18 protein-coding genes are annotated in these 17,238 nt (G+C 71.7%); 9 read left to right on the top strand and 9 right to left on the bottom strand.

The genetic code is table 11. The features are described from left to right. Positions 1–12: 12 nt before the first annotated feature. Positions 13–1,335: a UDP-glucose/GDP-mannose dehydrogenase family protein gene (locus AMY39116_RS0303490; RefSeq protein WP_084506006.1), complete on the bottom strand. Its 1,323-nt coding sequence runs from the start codon at positions 1,333–1,335 to the stop codon at positions 13–15. Between the two features lie 158 nt (positions 1,336–1,493). Here AMY39116_RS0303490 and AMY39116_RS0303485 point away from each other — a divergent pair, with 158 nt between their 5' ends. Next, entirely contained in the window at positions 1,494–2,252 is a 759-nt protein-coding gene (locus tag AMY39116_RS0303485; protein ID WP_020416323.1) for an SDR family NAD(P)-dependent oxidoreductase, read from the top strand. Here the strand turns inward: AMY39116_RS0303485 and AMY39116_RS0303480 are convergent. Further along, the gene (locus AMY39116_RS0303480) at positions 2,249–3,388 is read right to left on the bottom strand and encodes an erythromycin esterase family protein (protein WP_020416322.1); all 1,140 of its coding nucleotides are present in this window, start codon (positions 3,386–3,388) and stop codon (positions 2,249–2,251) included. The two genes, AMY39116_RS0303485 and AMY39116_RS0303480, sit on opposite strands and share 4 nt — an antisense overlap. Positions 3,389–3,469: 81 nt before the next feature. Between AMY39116_RS0303480 and AMY39116_RS0303475 the strand changes: the two genes are divergently transcribed. Next, positions 3,470–4,174 carry a TioE family transcriptional regulator gene (locus AMY39116_RS0303475; RefSeq protein WP_020416321.1) on the top strand — a complete coding sequence of 235 codons (705 nt, stop codon included), beginning with the start codon at positions 3,470–3,472 and terminating at the stop codon, positions 4,172–4,174. A 648-nt stretch (positions 4,175–4,822) separates the two neighbouring features. Here AMY39116_RS0303475 and AMY39116_RS0303470 read toward each other — a convergent pair. Further along, positions 4,823–6,457 carry a TM0106 family RecB-like putative nuclease gene (locus AMY39116_RS0303470; RefSeq protein ID WP_020416320.1) on the bottom strand — a complete coding sequence of 545 codons (1,635 nt, stop codon included), beginning with the start codon at positions 6,455–6,457 and terminating at the stop codon, positions 4,823–4,825. A gap of 103 nt (positions 6,458–6,560) precedes the next feature. On the opposite strand from AMY39116_RS0303470, the gene AMY39116_RS0303465 reads away from it, so the two are divergent. Further along, positions 6,561–7,025, top strand: coding sequence for a DUF6474 family protein (locus tag AMY39116_RS0303465; protein ID WP_020416319.1), 465 nt, complete (start codon positions 6,561–6,563; stop codon positions 7,023–7,025). Here the strand turns inward: AMY39116_RS0303465 and AMY39116_RS0303460 are convergent, their stop codons facing one another. From AMY39116_RS0303460 to AMY39116_RS0303445, 4 genes are read right to left on the bottom strand one after another with little or no spacing between them, the layout of a single operon-like run. Next, complete coding sequence (locus AMY39116_RS0303460) at positions 7,026–7,985, bottom strand: glycine betaine ABC transporter substrate-binding protein (protein ID WP_020416318.1); 960 nt, start codon at positions 7,983–7,985, stop codon at positions 7,026–7,028. Further along, complete coding sequence (locus tag AMY39116_RS0303455) at positions 7,982–8,758, bottom strand: ABC transporter permease (protein ID WP_020416317.1); 777 nt, start codon at positions 8,756–8,758, stop codon at positions 7,982–7,984. The genes AMY39116_RS0303460 and AMY39116_RS0303455 overlap by 4 nt, the downstream gene beginning before the upstream one ends. After that, a complete protein-coding gene (locus AMY39116_RS0303450; RefSeq protein WP_020416316.1) occupies positions 8,755–9,900 on the bottom strand; it encodes an ATP-binding cassette domain-containing protein in 1,146 nt (381 codons plus the stop codon). The genes AMY39116_RS0303455 and AMY39116_RS0303450 overlap by 4 nt, the downstream gene beginning before the upstream one ends. Before the next feature lie 37 nt (positions 9,901–9,937). Continuing rightward, complete coding sequence (locus tag AMY39116_RS0303445; protein WP_020416315.1) at positions 9,938–10,585, bottom strand: ABC transporter permease; 648 nt, start codon at positions 10,583–10,585, stop codon at positions 9,938–9,940. A gap of 188 nt (positions 10,586–10,773) precedes the next feature. On the opposite strand from AMY39116_RS0303445, the gene AMY39116_RS0303440 reads away from it, so the two are divergent. Genes AMY39116_RS0303440 through AMY39116_RS0303425 form a run of 4 tightly spaced genes read left to right on the top strand, consistent with a single transcriptional unit; the run spans position 10,774 to position 13,643 of the window. After that, complete coding sequence (locus AMY39116_RS0303440; RefSeq protein ID WP_369794288.1) at positions 10,774–11,328, top strand: hypothetical protein; 555 nt, start codon at positions 10,774–10,776, stop codon at positions 11,326–11,328. Between the two features lie 25 nt (positions 11,329–11,353). Continuing rightward, positions 11,354–12,088, top strand: a complete 735-nt coding sequence (locus tag AMY39116_RS0303435; protein ID WP_020416313.1) for a YcnI family protein — start codon at positions 11,354–11,356, stop codon at positions 12,086–12,088. Next, positions 12,088–12,621 carry a copper resistance CopC family protein gene (locus tag AMY39116_RS0303430; RefSeq protein ID WP_020416312.1) on the top strand — a complete coding sequence of 178 codons (534 nt, stop codon included), beginning with the start codon at positions 12,088–12,090 and terminating at the stop codon, positions 12,619–12,621. The genes AMY39116_RS0303435 and AMY39116_RS0303430 overlap by 1 nt, the downstream gene beginning before the upstream one ends. Then, positions 12,618–13,643 (top strand): copper resistance D family protein, encoded by a 1,026-nt coding sequence (locus AMY39116_RS0303425; protein WP_020416311.1) that lies wholly within the window; start codon positions 12,618–12,620, stop codon positions 13,641–13,643. Before AMY39116_RS0303430 ends, AMY39116_RS0303425 begins: the two co-directional genes overlap by 4 nt. Before the next feature lie 155 nt (positions 13,644–13,798). Here the strand turns inward: AMY39116_RS0303425 and AMY39116_RS0303420 are convergent, their stop codons facing one another. Together AMY39116_RS0303420 and AMY39116_RS0303415 are read right to left on the bottom strand one after the other, a co-directional pair. Next, positions 13,799–14,707: a phosphotransferase family protein gene (locus AMY39116_RS0303420; protein WP_020416310.1), complete on the bottom strand. Its 909-nt coding sequence runs from the start codon at positions 14,705–14,707 to the stop codon at positions 13,799–13,801. A 4-nt stretch (positions 14,708–14,711) separates the two neighbouring features. Next, positions 14,712–16,094 (bottom strand): helix-turn-helix transcriptional regulator, encoded by a 1,383-nt coding sequence (locus AMY39116_RS0303415; protein ID WP_020416309.1) that lies wholly within the window; start codon positions 16,092–16,094, stop codon positions 14,712–14,714. A 284-nt stretch (positions 16,095–16,378) separates the two neighbouring features. Here AMY39116_RS0303415 and AMY39116_RS0303410 point away from each other — a divergent pair, with 284 nt between their 5' ends. Both AMY39116_RS0303410 and AMY39116_RS0303405 read left to right on the top strand, forming a co-directional pair. Next, positions 16,379–16,705: a hypothetical protein gene (locus tag AMY39116_RS0303410; RefSeq protein WP_020416308.1), complete on the top strand. Its 327-nt coding sequence runs from the start codon at positions 16,379–16,381 to the stop codon at positions 16,703–16,705. 13 nt (positions 16,706–16,718) lie between these two features. After that, positions 16,719–17,117: a hypothetical protein gene (locus AMY39116_RS0303405; RefSeq protein ID WP_020416307.1), complete on the top strand. Its 399-nt coding sequence runs from the start codon at positions 16,719–16,721 to the stop codon at positions 17,115–17,117. Positions 17,118–17,238 lie beyond the last annotated feature (121 nt).

The raw sequence follows: 17,238 nt of genomic DNA, 5'->3' as shown, positions 1-17,238 counted from the left end.
GGCGCAAGCTGCTCAGCCGGCAACACCCGACGGACTCGGCAGGGCGACGCGGGCCGGGCGGGGGCGGCCGAGGCCCACATAGGACAGTCCGGCGTCCGTGATGGTCCGCGGCTCCAGCAGGTTCCGCGTGTCCACCACCCCGTCGCCCTGCATCAGGTCCGCCACGTAGCCCCAGTCCAGCTTGGTGAACTCGGCCCACTCGGTGAGCACGACGATCGCGTCCGCGTCCTTGGCCACCTGGTACGGGTCGTCGACCACGGTCATACCGGGCAGCGCCTCGCGCACCGCCGGGTCGTGGGCCGTCACCTCGGCGCCGTGCGCGGCGAGCATCGAGGTGACCGACAGGGCGGGCGAGTCGCGCAGGTCGTTGGTGCCCGCCTTGAACGCCAGGCCCAGCACGCCGATCCGGGCGGCGGCCAGGCTGCCGCCCACGGCGCCGGCGATCTTCGCGACGATCCGGTCCCGCTGCGCGATGTTCTCCACGATCGCCGCGGTGAGCAGCGAGAAGTCGAACCCGACGGACTCGGCGACCTGCACCAGCGCGTGCGTGTCCTTGGGCAGGCAGGAGCCGCCCCAGCCGGGGCCGGGCTTGAGGAACGACCGGCCGATGCGGCGGTCGTGGCCCATCCCCTCGGTCACCGACACGATGTCCGCGCCGAGCCGCTCGCACAGTTCGGCGATCGCGTTGACGTAGGACAGCTTCATCGCGAGGAAGCAGTTGGCCGCGTACTTGACCAGCTCCGCGCTGGCGGCGTCGGTGATGACGTTCGGCGCGGACAGGTCGCGGTATAGGTCGGCGATGCGGCGCGCGGCGGCCTCGTCGTCGGAGCCGACGACGATCCGGTCCGGGTGCATGAAGTCGGCGACCGCGGTGCCCTCGCGCAGGAACTCGGGGTTCGCCACCACCGGCAGGTCGTCGCGGCCGAGCAGGGCGCGGATGCGCTGGGCGGTGCCGACCGGGACGGTCGACTTGGTGACCACCGCGCACCCGGCCGGCAGGACGTCGGCGATCTCGGCGATCACCGCTTCGACGGCGCGGAGGTCGGCGGCGCCGCCCGCGCCCATCGGGGTCGGCACGCACAGGTAGACCGCGTCCGCTCCGGCGACCGCGGCGCGCGACCCGACCACGAACCGCAGCCTTCTCGCGGCGAGCCCGCGCGTGACCAGTTCCTCCAGGCCGGGCTCCAGGATGTCCACTCGTCCCGCGGCGAGCCGGGCCACCTTGACGTCGTCCACGTCCACGCAGGTCACCTGGTGTCCGAGGGCGGCGAGGCAGGCCCCGGTGGTCAGTCCGACGTATCCGGTGCCGATCACGACGATGCGAGCTCCGCTCATGCTGCCGACGGTGACAGCCGCAGTTGACCGCAGTCCTAACGGAAGTCGTCCGCCCCGGGTACGTCGCGCGACGGGTGAGGAGGGCCACGCCAGGCCGGGGAAAACGAGCGTTAACCTCGTGTGCAGAGCAGAGTGGCCGGCCACGGAAGGAACCGTTCATGCAGATCAAGGACACCGCCGCGATCGTCACAGGTGGTGCGTCGGGACTCGGTGGCGCGACGGCGAAGGCGCTCGCCGAGCGGGGCGCGCACGTGTTCGCGCTGGACCTCGCCGCCGGGATCGAGAAGGCGGAGAAGGTCGAGGGCATCACCTACGTCGAGGCCGATGTCACCGACGGTGACCAGGTCGCGGCCGCGGTGGAGCAGGCCGCGGGCGGGTCGGTGCCGCTGCGGGTCGTGGTGAACTGCGCCGGCATCGGGCCGTCCGCGCGGATCCTGTCCAAGAAGGGCAGGCACGACCTGAACCTGTTCCGCAAGGTCGTCGAGGTCAACCTGATCGGCACCTTCAACGTGACGACCCTGGCCGCCGAGGCGATCGCCAAGACCGAGCCCGTCGAGGACGGCGCCCGCGGCGTCGTCATCAACACCGCGTCGGTCGCCGCCTTCGACGGGCAGATCGGGCAGGTCGCCTACTCGGCGTCGAAGGGCGGTGTGGCCGGGATGACGCTGCCCGCGGCGCGCGACCTGGCTTCGCACGGCATCCGGGTCATGACGATCGCGCCGGGCATCATCGACACCCCGATGCTGGCCACGGTCTCCGACGAGTTCCGGGCCGGCCTGGCGGCGGGAGTGCCGTTCCCGAAGCGCCTCGGCCGGCCCGACGAGTACGCCCAGCTCGCGGTGAACATCGTGGAGCACGACTACCTCAACGGCGAGGTCATCCGCATGGACGGCTCGCTGCGGATGGCGCCGCGCTAGGCACGCAGCACCAGGGCCTGGGTGTCGGTCCCGGCGCTGACGTGCAGGATCGCGTCGGCGCCGTCGACCGTGGCCTGGTCCAGCGGGAAGTAGCCCTGCATGGGGTTGGTGTCGGTGCGCGTCTCCGCGGCAGCGAGTTCGCGCGCCGGCACCAGGCCCCACTCGTCGACGCGGCTCTGCAACCGGCCCTCGAACGTCTCCGGCGCGGGCTCGCCGAGGTCGATCGCCTTGCTGCTGCCCAGGCTGCCGACGATCAGCCGGTACCGCTCGCCCACCAGCGACGAGACGATGGCGCCCGCGCTGGACCAGTTCATGTCCATCGGGCCCAGCCGCATGTGGCTCTCGTTGCGCTGCAGGTGCCGGTTCTGGCCGAACACCAGGACCGGGCCGCGCTCGGCGTCCCGGATGTCGAGCAGGTTCTGGGCCATCATCGCGTCGCGGAACGCGCTCATCCGGGTCCAGCGGGCGCTGTCGTCGACCGGTTCCGCGGCCTGGCGGTGGTACCGCAGCAGGCCGAGGCCCGCGGTGAGGTGGATCCGCGCCCGGTCCCACTGCGCGCGAGAGGTCGCCGCGATCAGCATCGGCGCGCTGGCGTAAAGGGTGACCAGCATGTCGTCGGCGATCACGCGGAGCCGGTCCGCCTCGGGCGTGGCGCCGGGTGATTCGGCCGCCTTCAGCACCGCTTCCGTGCGGTTCCACCGCTCGTCGTCGCCGGTGAGGGCCGCGATGTCGTGGTCGAGGCCAAGGTAGTCCCGCGCGTGCTCCAGGTAGGTGCGCGGGCTGGGCGCGTTCATCATCTCGGTGGAGACGTCGAAGCCGTGGAAGGCGAGCGGCCGCTCGGCGGTCTCGTTGTACTCACGCATCCAGGTGATCAGCCGCCGGTTGTTGTCGAGCTCGCCGAAGCGGTGCGAGAAGCCCTCGCGCATCACCGTGTCCAGGTTGCCGGCGCCGTGCTGGACGTAGTCGTTCACCGCGAGCGCGGCGACGCGGTCGGTCTCCAGCGCGATCGCGGTGACCGCACCGGCGAGCTCGGCGAACAGTTCGTTGCGGATCAGGGCGAAGGCCGATTCCAGATGGGCGGGCTCGCCGAAGGCCAGGAAATCGACGTCCGGGGCGAGCAGTTCTCGAATGTCCATGAGCCTCAATCGTATCGTTGAAAGAACCGTTGAGACTTTTGTTCATTTGGCCTGGGTAGAGTGCGCTAAAGTCTCCAACCGGTGGTCACCTTGAAACCGGCGGATCTCGCGCGCGAGCACGGCATCTCGACGCAGGCGGTGCGCAACTACGAGCGCGACGGCTTCCTCCCGCGCGCCGACCGCACGCCCAGCGGGTACCGGGTCTACACGGAGGTGCACGCCGCGGCGCTGCGGGCGTTCCTCGCTCTCGTCCGGGCTTACGGGCACGCGATCGCCGGGCAGATCATGAATGCGCTCAACGAGGGCAGGCTCGACCACGCGCTGACGCTCGTGGACCGCGGGCACGCCCAGTTGCTGCGCGACCGCGAGACGCTGGACTCGGTGCGCAAGGCTGTCGGCCACCTGACCGAAGCCCCGCCCGTGCCGGAAGGGCCGGCGCGGACGATCGGCGAACTCGCGCGGAGGCTGCGCGTCACGCCCGCGACGCTGCGCAAGTGGGAGGAGGCGGGCATCGTCGTGCCCACCCGCGACCCGGCGACCGGCTACCGCCTCTACCAGCCCACCGACGTCCGCGACGCGGAACTCGCGCACCTGCTCCGCCGCGGCGGCTACCTGCTGGAGCACATCGCGGAGGTGGTGCGGCAGATCCGGGCCGCGGGTGGCACGGAGGCGCTGGCCGGCGCTTTGACGGCGTGGCAGGGGAAGCTGACCGCGCAGGGAGTGGCGATGTTGGAGGCCGCCACGCAGCTGAGCGCCTACCTCCGCGTGGCCGAGGCTTCGGGCTGACGGGCGCGCGGTGGGGATGGGCAGCGTGGGTAGGCAGGCCGCCGCCCGGGGCAGGCCGGTAGGCGAAGGCCAGGATGGCGCGGCCAGGCAGGCCCGTGAGCCGAGACCCGGGCGGCACAGCCGGACAGGGCCCGCGAGCCGAGGCCGGAATCGCGCGGTGGGGATGGCGAAGCGCGGGTAGGTAGGACGCCGCAAGCCCAGCCGACGGCCGCGGGGCAGGCCCGTGGGCGAAGGCCAGGATGGCGCGGCCCGGCAGGCAAGCCCCCAAGCGGAGGCCCGGATGGCGCGGCCCCACAGGCCCGCGAACGGAGACCGGGACGGCGCAGCCCGGCAAACAGACCCGCGAGCCGAGACCCGGGCAGCACAGCCCAGACCGGGCCCACGAGCCGAAACCCGGATCGCACGGCGGGGACGGCGCAGCCCAGGCAAACAGACCCGCGAGCCGAGACCCGGGCAGCACAGCCCAGACCTGGCCCGCGAGCCGAGGCCGGGATCGCGCGGTGGGGAGGGCGCAGCCGGGGCAGGCAGGGCCGCCATGCCGAGCCAACGGCCTCCCGGCAGTGCGCGGTCAGTGGCGCCCCAGCGTCCGCAGGCGGGCCACCACCAGGGAAAGCGCCACCAGGCGGCGCCTACCGGCCGCCCAATGACCTACAAATCGCCCATGAACGGGATGCCGTTCGCTGTCGTGGTCATCCACTCGCGCAGGGCGTGCGTGGCTCGTACGTCGTCCTCGTTGTAGCGCAGCAGTCGGTCGCGCTGGGTCAGGTCCGGCTCGCCGCCGTCCATGCCTACCGCTTGGCGGTACCAGCGCATCGACGCCTCGCCGCCTGCTTCCGGGTCGCGCCAGGTGAAGCCGGCCACCGGGGCCACCACCTTCAGCCCCTTGCCGCGCGAGCACAGGAACTGGTCGGACACGCTGCGGAACAGGTCCACCCACTCGTCCGAGTCCACAAAGGACTGGATCTCCGCCTTGGCAGGCATGCCGGGGTGGTCGCCGAACCGCTCGACCGACCCGAAGAGCCAGCGGTTCTCGGCCATCGCGTTGTAGCAGTAGGCCCGGAAGGTCAGGCCCGCGGCGAGGGTCCGTTCCCGGACCTCCCGCAGCCAGGTCCAGAACTCCGTGAACGACCGCGCCTCGTCCCCGGTCGGCAGCGGCTGCCAGGTCACGAACGCGCGGTAGCCCTGCTCGATCCCGATGTCCGCGCCGCTGAGCAGGCAGCCCCACAGGTAGGCGCCGGACTCGCCGAAGGACTCCATGTCGATGTCGACCTCGACGTCCGCCCGCGCCACCTCGACCTCGCGGACGCGGCGCACCATCGTCAGGTCCGCCAGCCACGCCCTCGCCAGCGCGACCGCGTCGGCGAACGGACCGGACGTCCAGATGATCGGCGGCTCGTCGTCCGGGTCCAGCGCGGCGAGCTTGTCCACTGTGGAAACCCCGGCGCGGCGCAGCTCCATCGCGTCCTCACCGCGCACGACCAGGCTCACGTCCCGCATCGCGGTCAGCTCCGCCTCGCACGTCGGCCACCACGGGCACGTGCGGCACTCCAGCACGCGAGACGGCTCCGCCAGCGCGGGGCCACCGCTGCGGGCCGCCTCGGCGATCGCCAGCCGGTCGGCGAAGCGCGTGTCGTACTCGGTCAGCGCCGTGCGGCCGTTCGGCCAGGTCGCGGCGGACAGGTCGTGCCACAGCACCACGTCGGCGTCCAGGCCGATGACACCGCCGACCAGCCGGGCGGACGCCACGCCATGCGCCTCCAGCATGCGGCGCAGGTGGGCCAGCCGCATCTGGTCGCGCGGGTGCGAGCGGACCCGGCGCGCCGGGTCGGGGATCGCGTGCCGCGGGTCGAGGTCGTGCGGCGGCGTGGTGACCGCGCCCGCGCCCGGGTCGGTGATGCGGTGGCGCACCACCAGCACCGGCAGGTACCCGCCCTCGGCGCGGACCAGCAGCTCGGACCCGCCGCGGCGGTGGCCGGCCCGGTCGGCGGGCAGCAGCGCGCCCCAGATGTAGTCGGCGCCCTGCGCCATCGCCTGCTGGGTCGCGGCGGCCCGCTCCGGCGGCGGCAGCTCACGGTCGACGACCACCCAGCTCGCGCCCTGGTTGGCCGCGATCAGCCGGTCGCGGATCTCGGCGCGGTGCGCGGCCGCGTCGGCGATGCGCTGCTCGGCCGATGGGTCCGGCGGGGCCAGCGGCACCTCGCGCATCGCCGGGTCGTGTTCGAGGTGCACGCGACGACGGCAGCGGCTCACCGCGCCGGCCTCGAGCAGCACCTCAGGTTCCATGACACCTACTTTAGAGAGGACCACCGACAGTTCCGCGCCGAGTGTGACCGGCGCATTACGTGTCGGACATGCTCCGGCTTGTGCGTGCCGCTACATTCAGCCCATGGCTCGCAAGAAGACCAAGACGCCGGCCGAGACGGGCATCACGCCGAAGAAGGCCAAGAACGCGGTCGCCGTGGCGAAGATCGTGGTGCCCGCGGTGGCACCAGCGCTGGCACCGCTCGCGGTCAAGGCGGCAAGCGCGGTCCGCGACGCCTACGACCACTACCAGGCGCGGCGCCTCGGCGTGCCGATCGACCGGCTGTCGGAGTTCACCGGCCGCGGCGCGCACCTGCTGGCGCGCATCGCCGGCACGTCCGAGGCGCTGGCCGAGGTGCGCAAGGCCGAACGCGCGAGCGACGACGACGTCCGCTTCGCGAAGGACTCGCAGGCGACGCTCGAACAGCTGACCGCCGCGGTACGGGCCGCCGAGCGGATGCCCGGCACGCGCCGCAAGGCCGCGCACCAGGCGGTGACGGCCGAGCTGGAGCGGATCGAGGGCCAGCTGCTCAAGCGCCTCGGCGTCTAGCTACTGGATGAAGCCCTTCGCGACCATCCAGTCGCGGGCGACCTCACCGGCGTCGCGGCCGTCGACGTCGACCTGCTTGCACAACTCGATCATCTGCTGGTTGTCCAGCGCCTTCGCGACGGGTTCCAGCACCCCGCGCACCGCCGGGTGCGCGTCCAGGAACTCCTTCTTCATCGTGACCGCCGCGTTGTACTGCGGGAAGAACCGCTTGTCGTCGGCCAGGACGCGGAGGTTCAGGCCGGCGATGCGGCCGTCGGTCGTGAAGATCTCGCCGAAGTTGCAGGTGCCGCTGGCCACCGCGGAGTAGATCGCGCCGGTGCCGAACGTCTTCACCTCCGTGGTCGGGAAGCCGTAGGTCCGCTGCACGCCCGGCATCCCGTCCTGGCGGCTCGCGAACTCCGTCTCCACGCAGAAGATCGCCTGTTCCGGGTGCTGCTTCAGGAACTCCGTCATGTCCGAATTGGACCGCAGGTTGTGCTGCCGCGCGTAGGCCTCCGTGGTGGCGAACGCGTAGGTGTCGTTCACCGGCGAGTAGTCCAGCCAGGTGATGCCGAACTGCGCCTCGTCGGCCGCCTTCGCCGCGTCGAACTGGGCCTTCTCGTCCGGGATCGGCTCGGTGTTGCCCTGGTAGGAGATCCACGCGGTGCCGGTGTACTCCCACGAGATGTCGATCTGCCCGTTGATCAGCGCCTGCCGCGCGGAGTTCGACCCGCTGATGTTCGTCAGGTCGGTGATGTCCGCACCGGCCGCCGACAACGCCAGCTCGGCCATGTAACCCAGGATGATGTTCTCGGTGAAGTCCTTCGACCCCACCGCGATGTCCACGCCCTCCAGGCTCGGCACCGGCCGGATCGACCCGGGCTTCACGTCGTACGGCAGCGCCGCGTTGACGTCCAAGCCGCACGCGGTGAGCGAGGTCGTCAGCAGCGCCGCGCCGAGAATCGCCTTGAACCGCTTCACGCCAGCCCCCTCGGTCCGAAGACGCGTTCCATGACCGCGCCCAGCCAGTCGATCAGCAGCGCGAGGCCGACCGCCAGGATCGCGCCGGTGACCAGCACGGGAACGCGGTTGAGCTTGTACCCGGTGTCGATCAGCTCGCCGAGCCCGCCGCCGTTCACGAAGAACGCCAGCGTCGCCGTGCCGACCGCGAGCACCAGCGACGTCCGCAGCCCGGCCAGGATCAGCGGCACCGCCAGCGGCAGCTCGATCCGGAACAGCACCGCGCGGCCGGACATGCCGATGCCGCGGCCGGCGTCGATCAGCGCCGGGTCGACCGAGTTGATGCCGACGATCGTGTTCCGCAGCACCGGGAGCAGCGAGTAGAACGCGATCGGCAGCACCGCGACCCAGAACCCGTCCCACTGCGTCCACAGGAAGAACAACACGATCACGCCGAGCGCGGGCGCGGCCTGCCCGATGTTCGCGATCGTCAGGAACACCGGCGCGACCGGCCGCGCCCAGGAGCGGGTGAGCACCGCGCCGAGCGGCACCGCGACGCCGACCACGATGACCGCGACCGCGACCGTGATCAGCAGGTGCTGCCACGTCGCCTCCAGCAGCCGGGCGGCGTTCAGGTTCTGCGCCTCGATGGCGTCGTTGTCCCGCAGCAGCGCCCAGGCCACGACCGCGGCGACGACCACCACGACCACCGCGGGCTGCACCAGCAGCCGCGCCCGTTCCGCGCGGCGCGAGCCGGATTCGGTGGTGAACCCCTTGTCGACGGCTGTGGTCACGCCGGTCCCCCGTCGTCCGAGTGCTCCTCGCGCAGCCGCTGGATCGTGCCCATCACGGTGTCCAGCTCGATCATCCCGGCGTACTCGCCACGCGCCCCGGTGACCGGCACGCCGCCACCCTCGACGAGCATCGCCTCCAGCGCGTCCTGCAGCGTCGACTGCAGGCTCACGTAGTCGCCGATCGGCTTGCCGACCCCCTCCAGCGAGGTCGCGCTGCCCAGGTCGCGGACGTGCACCCAGCGGACCGGGCGGCGGCGGTGGTCCAGCACCAGCGCGTACGTGCGGCGCTGCTCGGTCATCTGCCGCCGCAGCTCGGCGGGCGAATCGCCGATCGTCGCGGTCACCGTGTCCTGCTTCAGCTCGACGTCGCGCACCCGCAGCAGGGTGAGCTGCTTGAGCGAGGCGCCCGCGCCGACGAACCCGGCGACCGTGTCGTCGGCCGGGTTGGCCAGGATCGCGTCCGGGGTGTCGTACTGCAGGATCTTCGACTGGTTGCCGAGCACCGCGATCTTGTCGCCGAGCTTCACGGCCTCGTCGAAGTCGTGGGTCACGAACACGATCGTCTTGCCCAGTTCGGACTGCAGCCGCAGCAGCTCGTCCTGCAGGTTGCCGCGGGTGATGGGGTCGACCGCGCCGAACGGCTCGTCCATCAGCAGCACCGGCGGGTCGGCGGCGAGCGCGCGGGCCACGCCGACGCGCTGCTGCTGGCCGCCGGAGAGCTGGCGCGGGAACCGGTCGTGGAACTGGGCCGGGTCGAGCCCGACCAGGTCGAGCATCTCGTCCACGCGGTCGGCGATCTTCCTCTTGTCCCAGCCGAGCAGCCCGGGCACGACCGCGACGTTCTCCGCCACCGTGAAGTGCGGGAACAGCCCGGCCTGCTGGATCGCGTAGCCGACCTTGCGGCGCAGGCGGTCCGGGTTGAGGCTCAGCGCGTCCTCACCGCCGATGGTGATCCGGCCGGACGTCGGCTCGATCAGCCGGTTGATCATCCGCATCGTGGTCGTCTTGCCGCAGCCGGACGGGCCGACCAGGATCACGATCTTCCCAGCCGGGATCGTCATGGTGACGTCGTCGACCGCGGGCTGGCGCGAGCCGGGGTAGCGCTTGGTGACGTGCTCCAGCTGGATCTCGACGCCGGACACCGCGCCGGATTCGGCCTGTGCGGGAGATTCGATGGTTTCAGACACGGACACCCCTGGGAACGGTGAAGCGGGAGATCAGGACGTAGATGCCGTCGAGGATCAGCGCGAGGACCACCACGCCGATCGTGCCGGTGAGGGCCTGGCTCATGGAGTTGGTGCTGCCGGCGTTGGTCAGGCCGGCGAACACCTCGGACCCCAGCCCCGGCCCCTTGGCGTAGGCGGCGATCACCGCGATGCCCATCAGCATCTGGGTCGCCACGCGCATGCCGGCCAGGATCGCGGGCCAGGCCAGGCGCAGCTCGACGCGCGTGAGCACGCCGAACCGGCTCATCCCGATGCCCTTGGCCGCGTCGGTGACCGCGGGGTCGACCCCGCTCAGCCCGACGATGGTGTTGCGCACGATCGGCAGCAGCGCGTACAGCACGAGCGGGATCACGCTGGGCGCGACGCCGAGCCCGACGACCGGGATCAGCAGCCCGATCAGCGCGAACGACGGGATGGTGAGGACCGTGCTGGCCAGCGCGGTGGCCAGGGCCGATCCGATGGGGCTGCGGTAGACCGCGACGCCGATCAGCACCCCGATGACGGCGGCGATGATCGTGCACTGCACCACGGCGCTCACGTGGAGCCAGGCCTGCAGCCCGAGCCTGCTCCACCGATCGGCCACGTATTCGAACAGGTTCATCCCCGGTGGCCGCCTCCTCCCGGTTCGTCGTTCACTCGTCCGGCCTACCCACCGTTGCCGAAAAACGTGAAAGTCTCAACTACCGACACCGGGTGACGGTCCATTGAGCACCGATTTCCGGACCGCTCCCAGCGTTCACCACCCGGGACGCCGTCGCATGATCATTCCCGGTCTCCTACCCTGGATCGGTGAGCAAGCGACCCCAGCGACACGGAGCGTCACGCACCGTGCGCGGCGTCCTGCTCGCGCTCACCTCCGGCGGCCTGGCCGTCAGCGCGCACGCGCTCGCCCACGGCGGCCTGCCGGACACCGCGCTGACGCTGCTGCTCGTCCTGCTCGTCGGCTGGACCGGCACCGCGCTGGCCGACCGCACCCGCGGCCCGGTCGGCGTGCTCGCCGTCCTCGGCGCGGCCCAGCTGCTGATGCACGTCGTGCTCGACGAGCTGATGCCGCACGCCGGCGACATGCCCGGCGCGATGTTCGCCGCCCACGCGGGCGCGACCGTCGTGACCGGACTGCTGCTGGCGCACGCCGAAGCGCTGCTGGACGTCGCCGCCGCGCGGTTGTCGCTGCTGCTCCCGGTCCTGTTCGGACCGCTCCCGCCGCCGGTCCCGCCGCCCGTCGCGCCCGCTCCGGCGCCGGGCGTGCCGCAGGTGCGGGTGCTGTTGAGCCGGATGCACGCGAGGCGAGGCCCGCCCGCGCGCCCGGCGCACCACACCCTTCACCTCAGCGCAGCGCGCTGACCCACTCACTTCTTTCAGGAGCATCATGACGAACAACGCCGTCATCCGGCGCGGGCTCGTGCTGGCCGGCACCGTCGGGATCGCGGGCCTGCTGGGCGCGGGCGTCGCGTCCGCGCACGTCACCGCGAACGTCCTCGGCTCGGAGCCGCAGCAGGGCGGGTACGGGGCGATCACGTTCCGCGTGCCGAACGAGGAGGAGAACGCCGCCACTGTCAAGGTGGAGATCGACTTCAAGCCGGAGTACGCGATCAGCTCGGTGCGGTACCAGCCGATCCCCGGCTGGACCGCGGAGGTCACCAAGACCCCGCTGCCGGCGCCGGTCAAGAACGGCAAGGGCCTCGACGTCACCGAGGCGGTCACGAAGGTCGTCTTCACCGCTCAGCCGGGCACCAAGATCGGCCCCGGCGAGACCCAGTACCAGGACTTCGGCATCACCGCGGGCTCGCTGCCCGCGGTCGACGAACTGGTGCTGCCCGCGATCCAGACCTACGACAACGGCGCGGTCGTGGCGTGGGACCAGGTCCAGGCAGCCGGCGCGGAGGAGCCGGAGCACCCGGCGCCCACCGTGTCGCTGGCCGCGGCTTCGGCCTCGGGCGACTCGCACCACGCTAAGACCGCCGCCGCGCAGGCCGCCGCGGAGGAGTCCGCCTCCACCGACGACACGGCCCGCTGGCTCGGCGGCGCCGGACTGGTCGTCGGCGCGCTCGGCCTCGGTGTCGGCGCCGGCGCGGTCCTGCGGTCCCGGAAGGCGTCGAAGTAATGCGCCGCCTGCTCGTCACGGTCGCCACCGCACTGGTCGCGCTGGTCGTCACCGCCACCCCGGCGCTGGCGCACAACGTGCTCGTCTCGTCCGACCCGGCCAAGGACGCCACGCTCGCGACCGGGCCGTCGAAGATCACGCTGACCTTCGACGCGCCCGTGCAGGGCGGCAACGTCAACCAGGTCTCGGTCACCGGCCCCGGCGGCACCCAGTGGGCGGAGGGCGACGTGCAGATCAACAGCAACGTCGTCACCGTCGGCGTGCGGCCGCTCGGCCCCGCCGGGCAGTACACCGTCGGGTTCCGGATCCTGTCCGCCGACGGGCACCCGGTGACCGGCGAGGTGCCGTTCACCCTCACCACGGCCGGCAACGGCACCCCGGCCACGGCCAGCGCCGCGACCGGGGCCGACACGGCCGCACCCGCCGAGCAGTCCGGCGGCGGGGTTCCGGTGTGGGTGTGGATCGTCGGCGCGGTGGTCCTGCTGGCCATCGGGCTGACGCTGGCTCTCCGGATGGGCAGGGAGAAGGCGTGACCACGGCGGCCGGGGCCACCTCGCAAGTCCGTTACCAGGCGATCGTCGCGATCGTCACCGCCGCGCTGGCCGGCGCGCTGATCGGCGTCGCGCTGACGGCGACCGCGCCGGTGCCCGGGGTGGCGGAGGTCAGCGAGGTGGTCTCGGTCGCCATCCCGATCGTCCGCGTGCTGCTCGACCTGGCCGCGGTGACGACGATCGGGATCGCCCTGCTGTCCGTGCTGGTCGGGTACGACCGGCCGAAGCTCACCGAGCCGATCATGCGCCGCGCCCGTCCGATCGCGCTGGCCGCGTCGCTGGTCTGGACGACGACCGCGCTGGTCACGCTCGTGCTGCAGACCGCCGAGTACCGGCCGCAGGTGCCGACGGTGAGCTTCGCCGACATCTGGGACTACGTCGTGCAGGTTGGGGCGGGCAAGGCGCTGCTCGTCGTCGCCGTGCTGGCGCTGGTCCAGGTCGGGCTCGGGGTGCTGACGCTGCGGCACGGCGAGAAGGTGCCCGCCGAGGTGCGCGTCGGGCTCGGCCTGTTCGCCCTGCTGCCGCTGCCGGTGACCGGGCACGCGGCGAACTGGGACTACCACGACTACACGATGATCTCGATGGAGCTGCACGTCATGGGCGCGGTCGCGTGGACCGGCGGCCTCGGCGCGATGGTCGTGCTGCTCGCCGCCAACCGGACGCTGCTCGCGCACGCGCTGCCGCGGTTTTCCAAGCTGGCCACGCTGTGCCTGGTCCTGGTGTCGGCGACCGGGCTGTTCAACGCGGTCGTGGAGATCCTGCTCAACCCGACGATCGGCCTGTTCACCGCGCTGTTCACCACGCCGTACGGGCAGCTCGTGGTGCTCAAGCTGGTGTGCGCGGCCGGGATCGCGGTGCTCGGGGCGATGGTCCGGTGGAAGCTGATGCCGCGGATCGTCCGGCACGAGCGGACCGCGCTCGCGACGTGGGCGACGCTGGAGCTGACCGTCATGGGGCTCGCGTTCGGGTTCGCGGTGGTGCTCACCCGGGCCCCGGTCAGCTAACCGTCAGTAGCTGCAAGTTGCACGCGTGGGGGACGGATTAATCCACCCAGGGTGACTAGCCGGACCGAATTTCCCACCGCGCGCACAGGGATCCGGACATACGACGAGCGGTCTCCTGCGGTCGGTAAATGTCCCCGTTTTTCCCACGATGTGGACTAGCGGTAGCGGGCCCACTCCGTGCCGGCGCGGCCCGCGCGCAGGTCGCCCAGCCGTCGCCGCAGCTCACCGCGCACGTGCGGGTGGCTGCGCAGGATCGGCAGCACGCTGGTCACGAGCTTGAGCTCGCGGGCGGCCCGCAGCACGGCGAACCCGTCCCACGTGGTGACGTCGAAGCCGTACACGTCGGCGAGCATGCGGTACCGGCCCGCCGGGTCCCCGAACCGCTCGCGGCCGACGGCCAGCGGCGTGAGGTCCCACTCCGGCGGGCCGAAGCACGCGGAGTCGAAGTCGCACAGCACCGGCCCGTCCGGGCCGACGATCACGTTGCCCGGGTGCGCGTCGCCGTGGATCAGGCTCCGGTCCAGGGGGAACTCCAGCTCGCCGAGCGCGGCTTCGACCTCGGCGCTGCGGCGCAGCAGGAACCGGCGGTCGTCCGGGTCGAGCTCCTCGGCGTCGGCCACGCGGGCGCGCACGTCGGCCAGCGGCGCCCACTCGCCGACGCCGTCCGGGGCGGGCAGGGCGTGCACCCGGCGCAGCAGTCTGCCCAGGTCGGCGGCGTTCGCGCGGCGCTCGCCCGGCGGCACCCGGACCCACGCGGTGACGACGTGCTCGCCGACGTGGATCGGCTGGCCGACGCCGGGCAGCAGCCGGATCGCCGGCACGTCGTTGGCCTCGAAGTGCCGCGCGACCTCGACGACCTTGGCGACCCGGTGCCGCAGCGCGCGCGACCCGACGATGCGCATCACGACCGGCGCGCCGGCCAGCTCGTAGACGGCGTTGTTCGTGAACCGCAGCAGCCGGGCGCCGCGGTGGTCCAGACCCAGGAGGGCGCACGCCTCGGCCAGCACGGCGGCCAGTTTCTCCTTGGTGAACCGGCCGTCCAGCTCGTCCGCGACGGTGCGCATCTTCCTACGCGGCGAAGAACGAACTGATGCGTTCGTCCAGGTCGCGGGCGTCGGGGTTGTTGCGGCGCTTGGCCGCTTCCTCCTGCATCGGCATCATGCGGTCCTTCACGCGGGCCGACTTGAGGCCGTCCGCCGACTCCAGCGCCAGGCGGCCGATGCGGGCGCCGTGGTCGATGTCGCCCTCGATGAGGTGGTTGGTGGCCAGCGCGGCCTGGTTGAACACCTTGCTGCGCTGCATGTCCTCGCCGTAGGCCTCGATCGCCCTGGTCAGCGCCGGGATCGCGTACTGCGTGTGCTTCGTGTCGACGCCGCGCGCCAGTACCGTGTGGACAGTGCCGATCATGGCGTAGACGTCGGTCTCGTTGAAGAACTTCACCCAGTCCTCGGCCTCGGCCACGTTCGCGCGGGCGAACTCGTCCTTGGCCAGGCCGAGCAGCTTCAGCGACTGGTCCTCGTTGCCCATCATCGCGTAGGCCCACGCCTGGTTGGCCGCGAGCACGGAGATCGCCAGCTCGGAGCCGGATTCCTGCGCCGCGATCTGCCCCAGCTGGAACAGCTTGAGCGCGTCGTTGGGCGCTTCCTGGTGCAGGTAGACCCGGCCCATCCGGTACAGGATGTTGGCCACCAGGTGGTCGTTGTTGCCCTGCTTGGCCAGCTCCAGCGCGTTGGCGAAGTGCCCCCGCGCGGAGTCCATCAGTCCACTGTCGAACGACGTCCAACCGGCCAGGCTGTGCAGGTCGGCCAGCGCCACGAACAGGCGCGAGCGGACCGGGGTGGCCGCGGAGGAGTCGAGCATCTGCTGCCCCCAGGACAGCTGAGCGACCACGGCGTCGCGGCAGAAGCCGCCGCCGTACTGGTAGTCGAGCGCGCGCAGCGCTCTGGTCGCAGCCTCGACCTGGCGCACGTCGGTCATCCCGATGTGGCCGGGTGCCGGCGTCCTCGCGGGGCTCGCCGCCCATGCCCTCGGCGACGATCCCAGGATGGCCGCCCCCATCGTGACCTGGGCGGCGTGCGCGAGGAAGTTCCGCCGCTTCACGGACTCGTCCTCCTCAGCCTGCTGCTCGTCGGCTGCGCCGACGACCTGAATCTCGGTGGCCTCGTCGTAGGCGAGGCCCATGTATCCACGGGGGACACCCAAGCCGTCGGCGATCCGGGCGAGCACGTCGTAGGCCATCACCTGGCGGCCCTTGAGGATCTCCGAGACCTCCGACTGGGACTGGCCGGTGAGTGCGGCGATCTGGCGCTGGGAGATGCCCTCCTTGCACAGGTTCCGGTACACGGCACTGATGTTGCGGGCGGCCAGGGCCTCCCTCATCTCCCGCTTCTCCCAGGCATCCGAGCTGATCGGGTGTCCCTGGCGGGCATCAGTGTTGTCACCGGCGTCCATTGCGCCCCCTCACCGTCCTGTCGGGCGTCGATTCGCAGCGTAGGCACACCCATTGAACCCTGGGAAACGTCGTTGCGGGAGCCCTGATCGGTCGGGGTGAACTCCGGCGACCGTTCACCGGCTCGCCCGCGCCGGTCGCCGCTGTGACCGCGGTTCGCCTTCTCTTCGGCTGCGGTTCATCGCAATCTAGTTCTCGGGTTCGGCGTGACCGAGCGGATACGCCCCGCGATCACGCAGAGCTACGACGAACACGGACAGCAAGCCCGAAGCAGAGCGGAGACACGGTGGAGTTCATGAACTCGATCTCGGCACCACGCGCCCAGGTCCACCGGCGGTCCTTCGCCCCGGCCGGTGCGCCCGTCGCGAGCCGGTCGGCGATGCCGGCGCCGGACCCGCGTGCCGCGCAGCTGCGCCGCTACGAGGGTGGTCAGCTGGTGTGGCGGGTGCAGTGCGGCGACATGATCAACCGCGACCGCTGCGTCACCGTGCTCGTCCAGGACGACCAGGTGGTCCTCGTCGGACCGCCCGGGGAAACGGCCCGCCTCACCGCGGGTCAGCTCGGCCAGCTCCAGGCGGCGCTGAACGAAGCCGCCAAACTGGCGGAAAGGTGACGGTGAGAATTCCGTGGATCAGATCCTTGGGCAGGTCCTCCGCAACGCGGTTTGGGAGCGCCTCGACATGCTCGCCGATCTCGCCACCAGGGCGGACGCGCAGTCCCTCGTCTCAGTGGCCCGGTCGGAACTGCCGCGGCTGACCGAGGGCTGGCGCGCGATGCTGACCGCTCACGAGCCCGACGAGCGGGGCGACTGCCCCACCTGCTCCACCCGGTGGCACCGCTGCAAGGCGCCGTGCTCGGTGTGGCAGGTCGCGCACGAGCACCTCGTCGCCGGCGGTCTCGCCCCCCAGCAGGACCTGCGCCGCCCGTCGCGCCGCAAGCCGAAGGTCCCGGCACAGACCCGCGGTACGACGCCGGGTGAGACAACCGGTCGTCACGCGCTGATACCGCAGGTCGCGAACCGCTGACCACTCGGCGATTAATCGAAAAAACTCGGTAACAACCTCTAGCGGAACACCCCCGTCACCGCTATGTTGTCGATCATGGTCGAGGACGCGAAGTTGCAGATCGCACCTTGACCGCCCCGCC

This window comes from Amycolatopsis sp. ATCC 39116, assembly GCF_000231075.2.
GTDB classification, from domain to species: domain Bacteria; phylum Actinomycetota; class Actinomycetes; order Mycobacteriales; family Pseudonocardiaceae; genus Amycolatopsis_E; species Amycolatopsis_E tucumanensis.
This window is presented reverse-complemented; position numbering and strand designations above follow the sequence as displayed.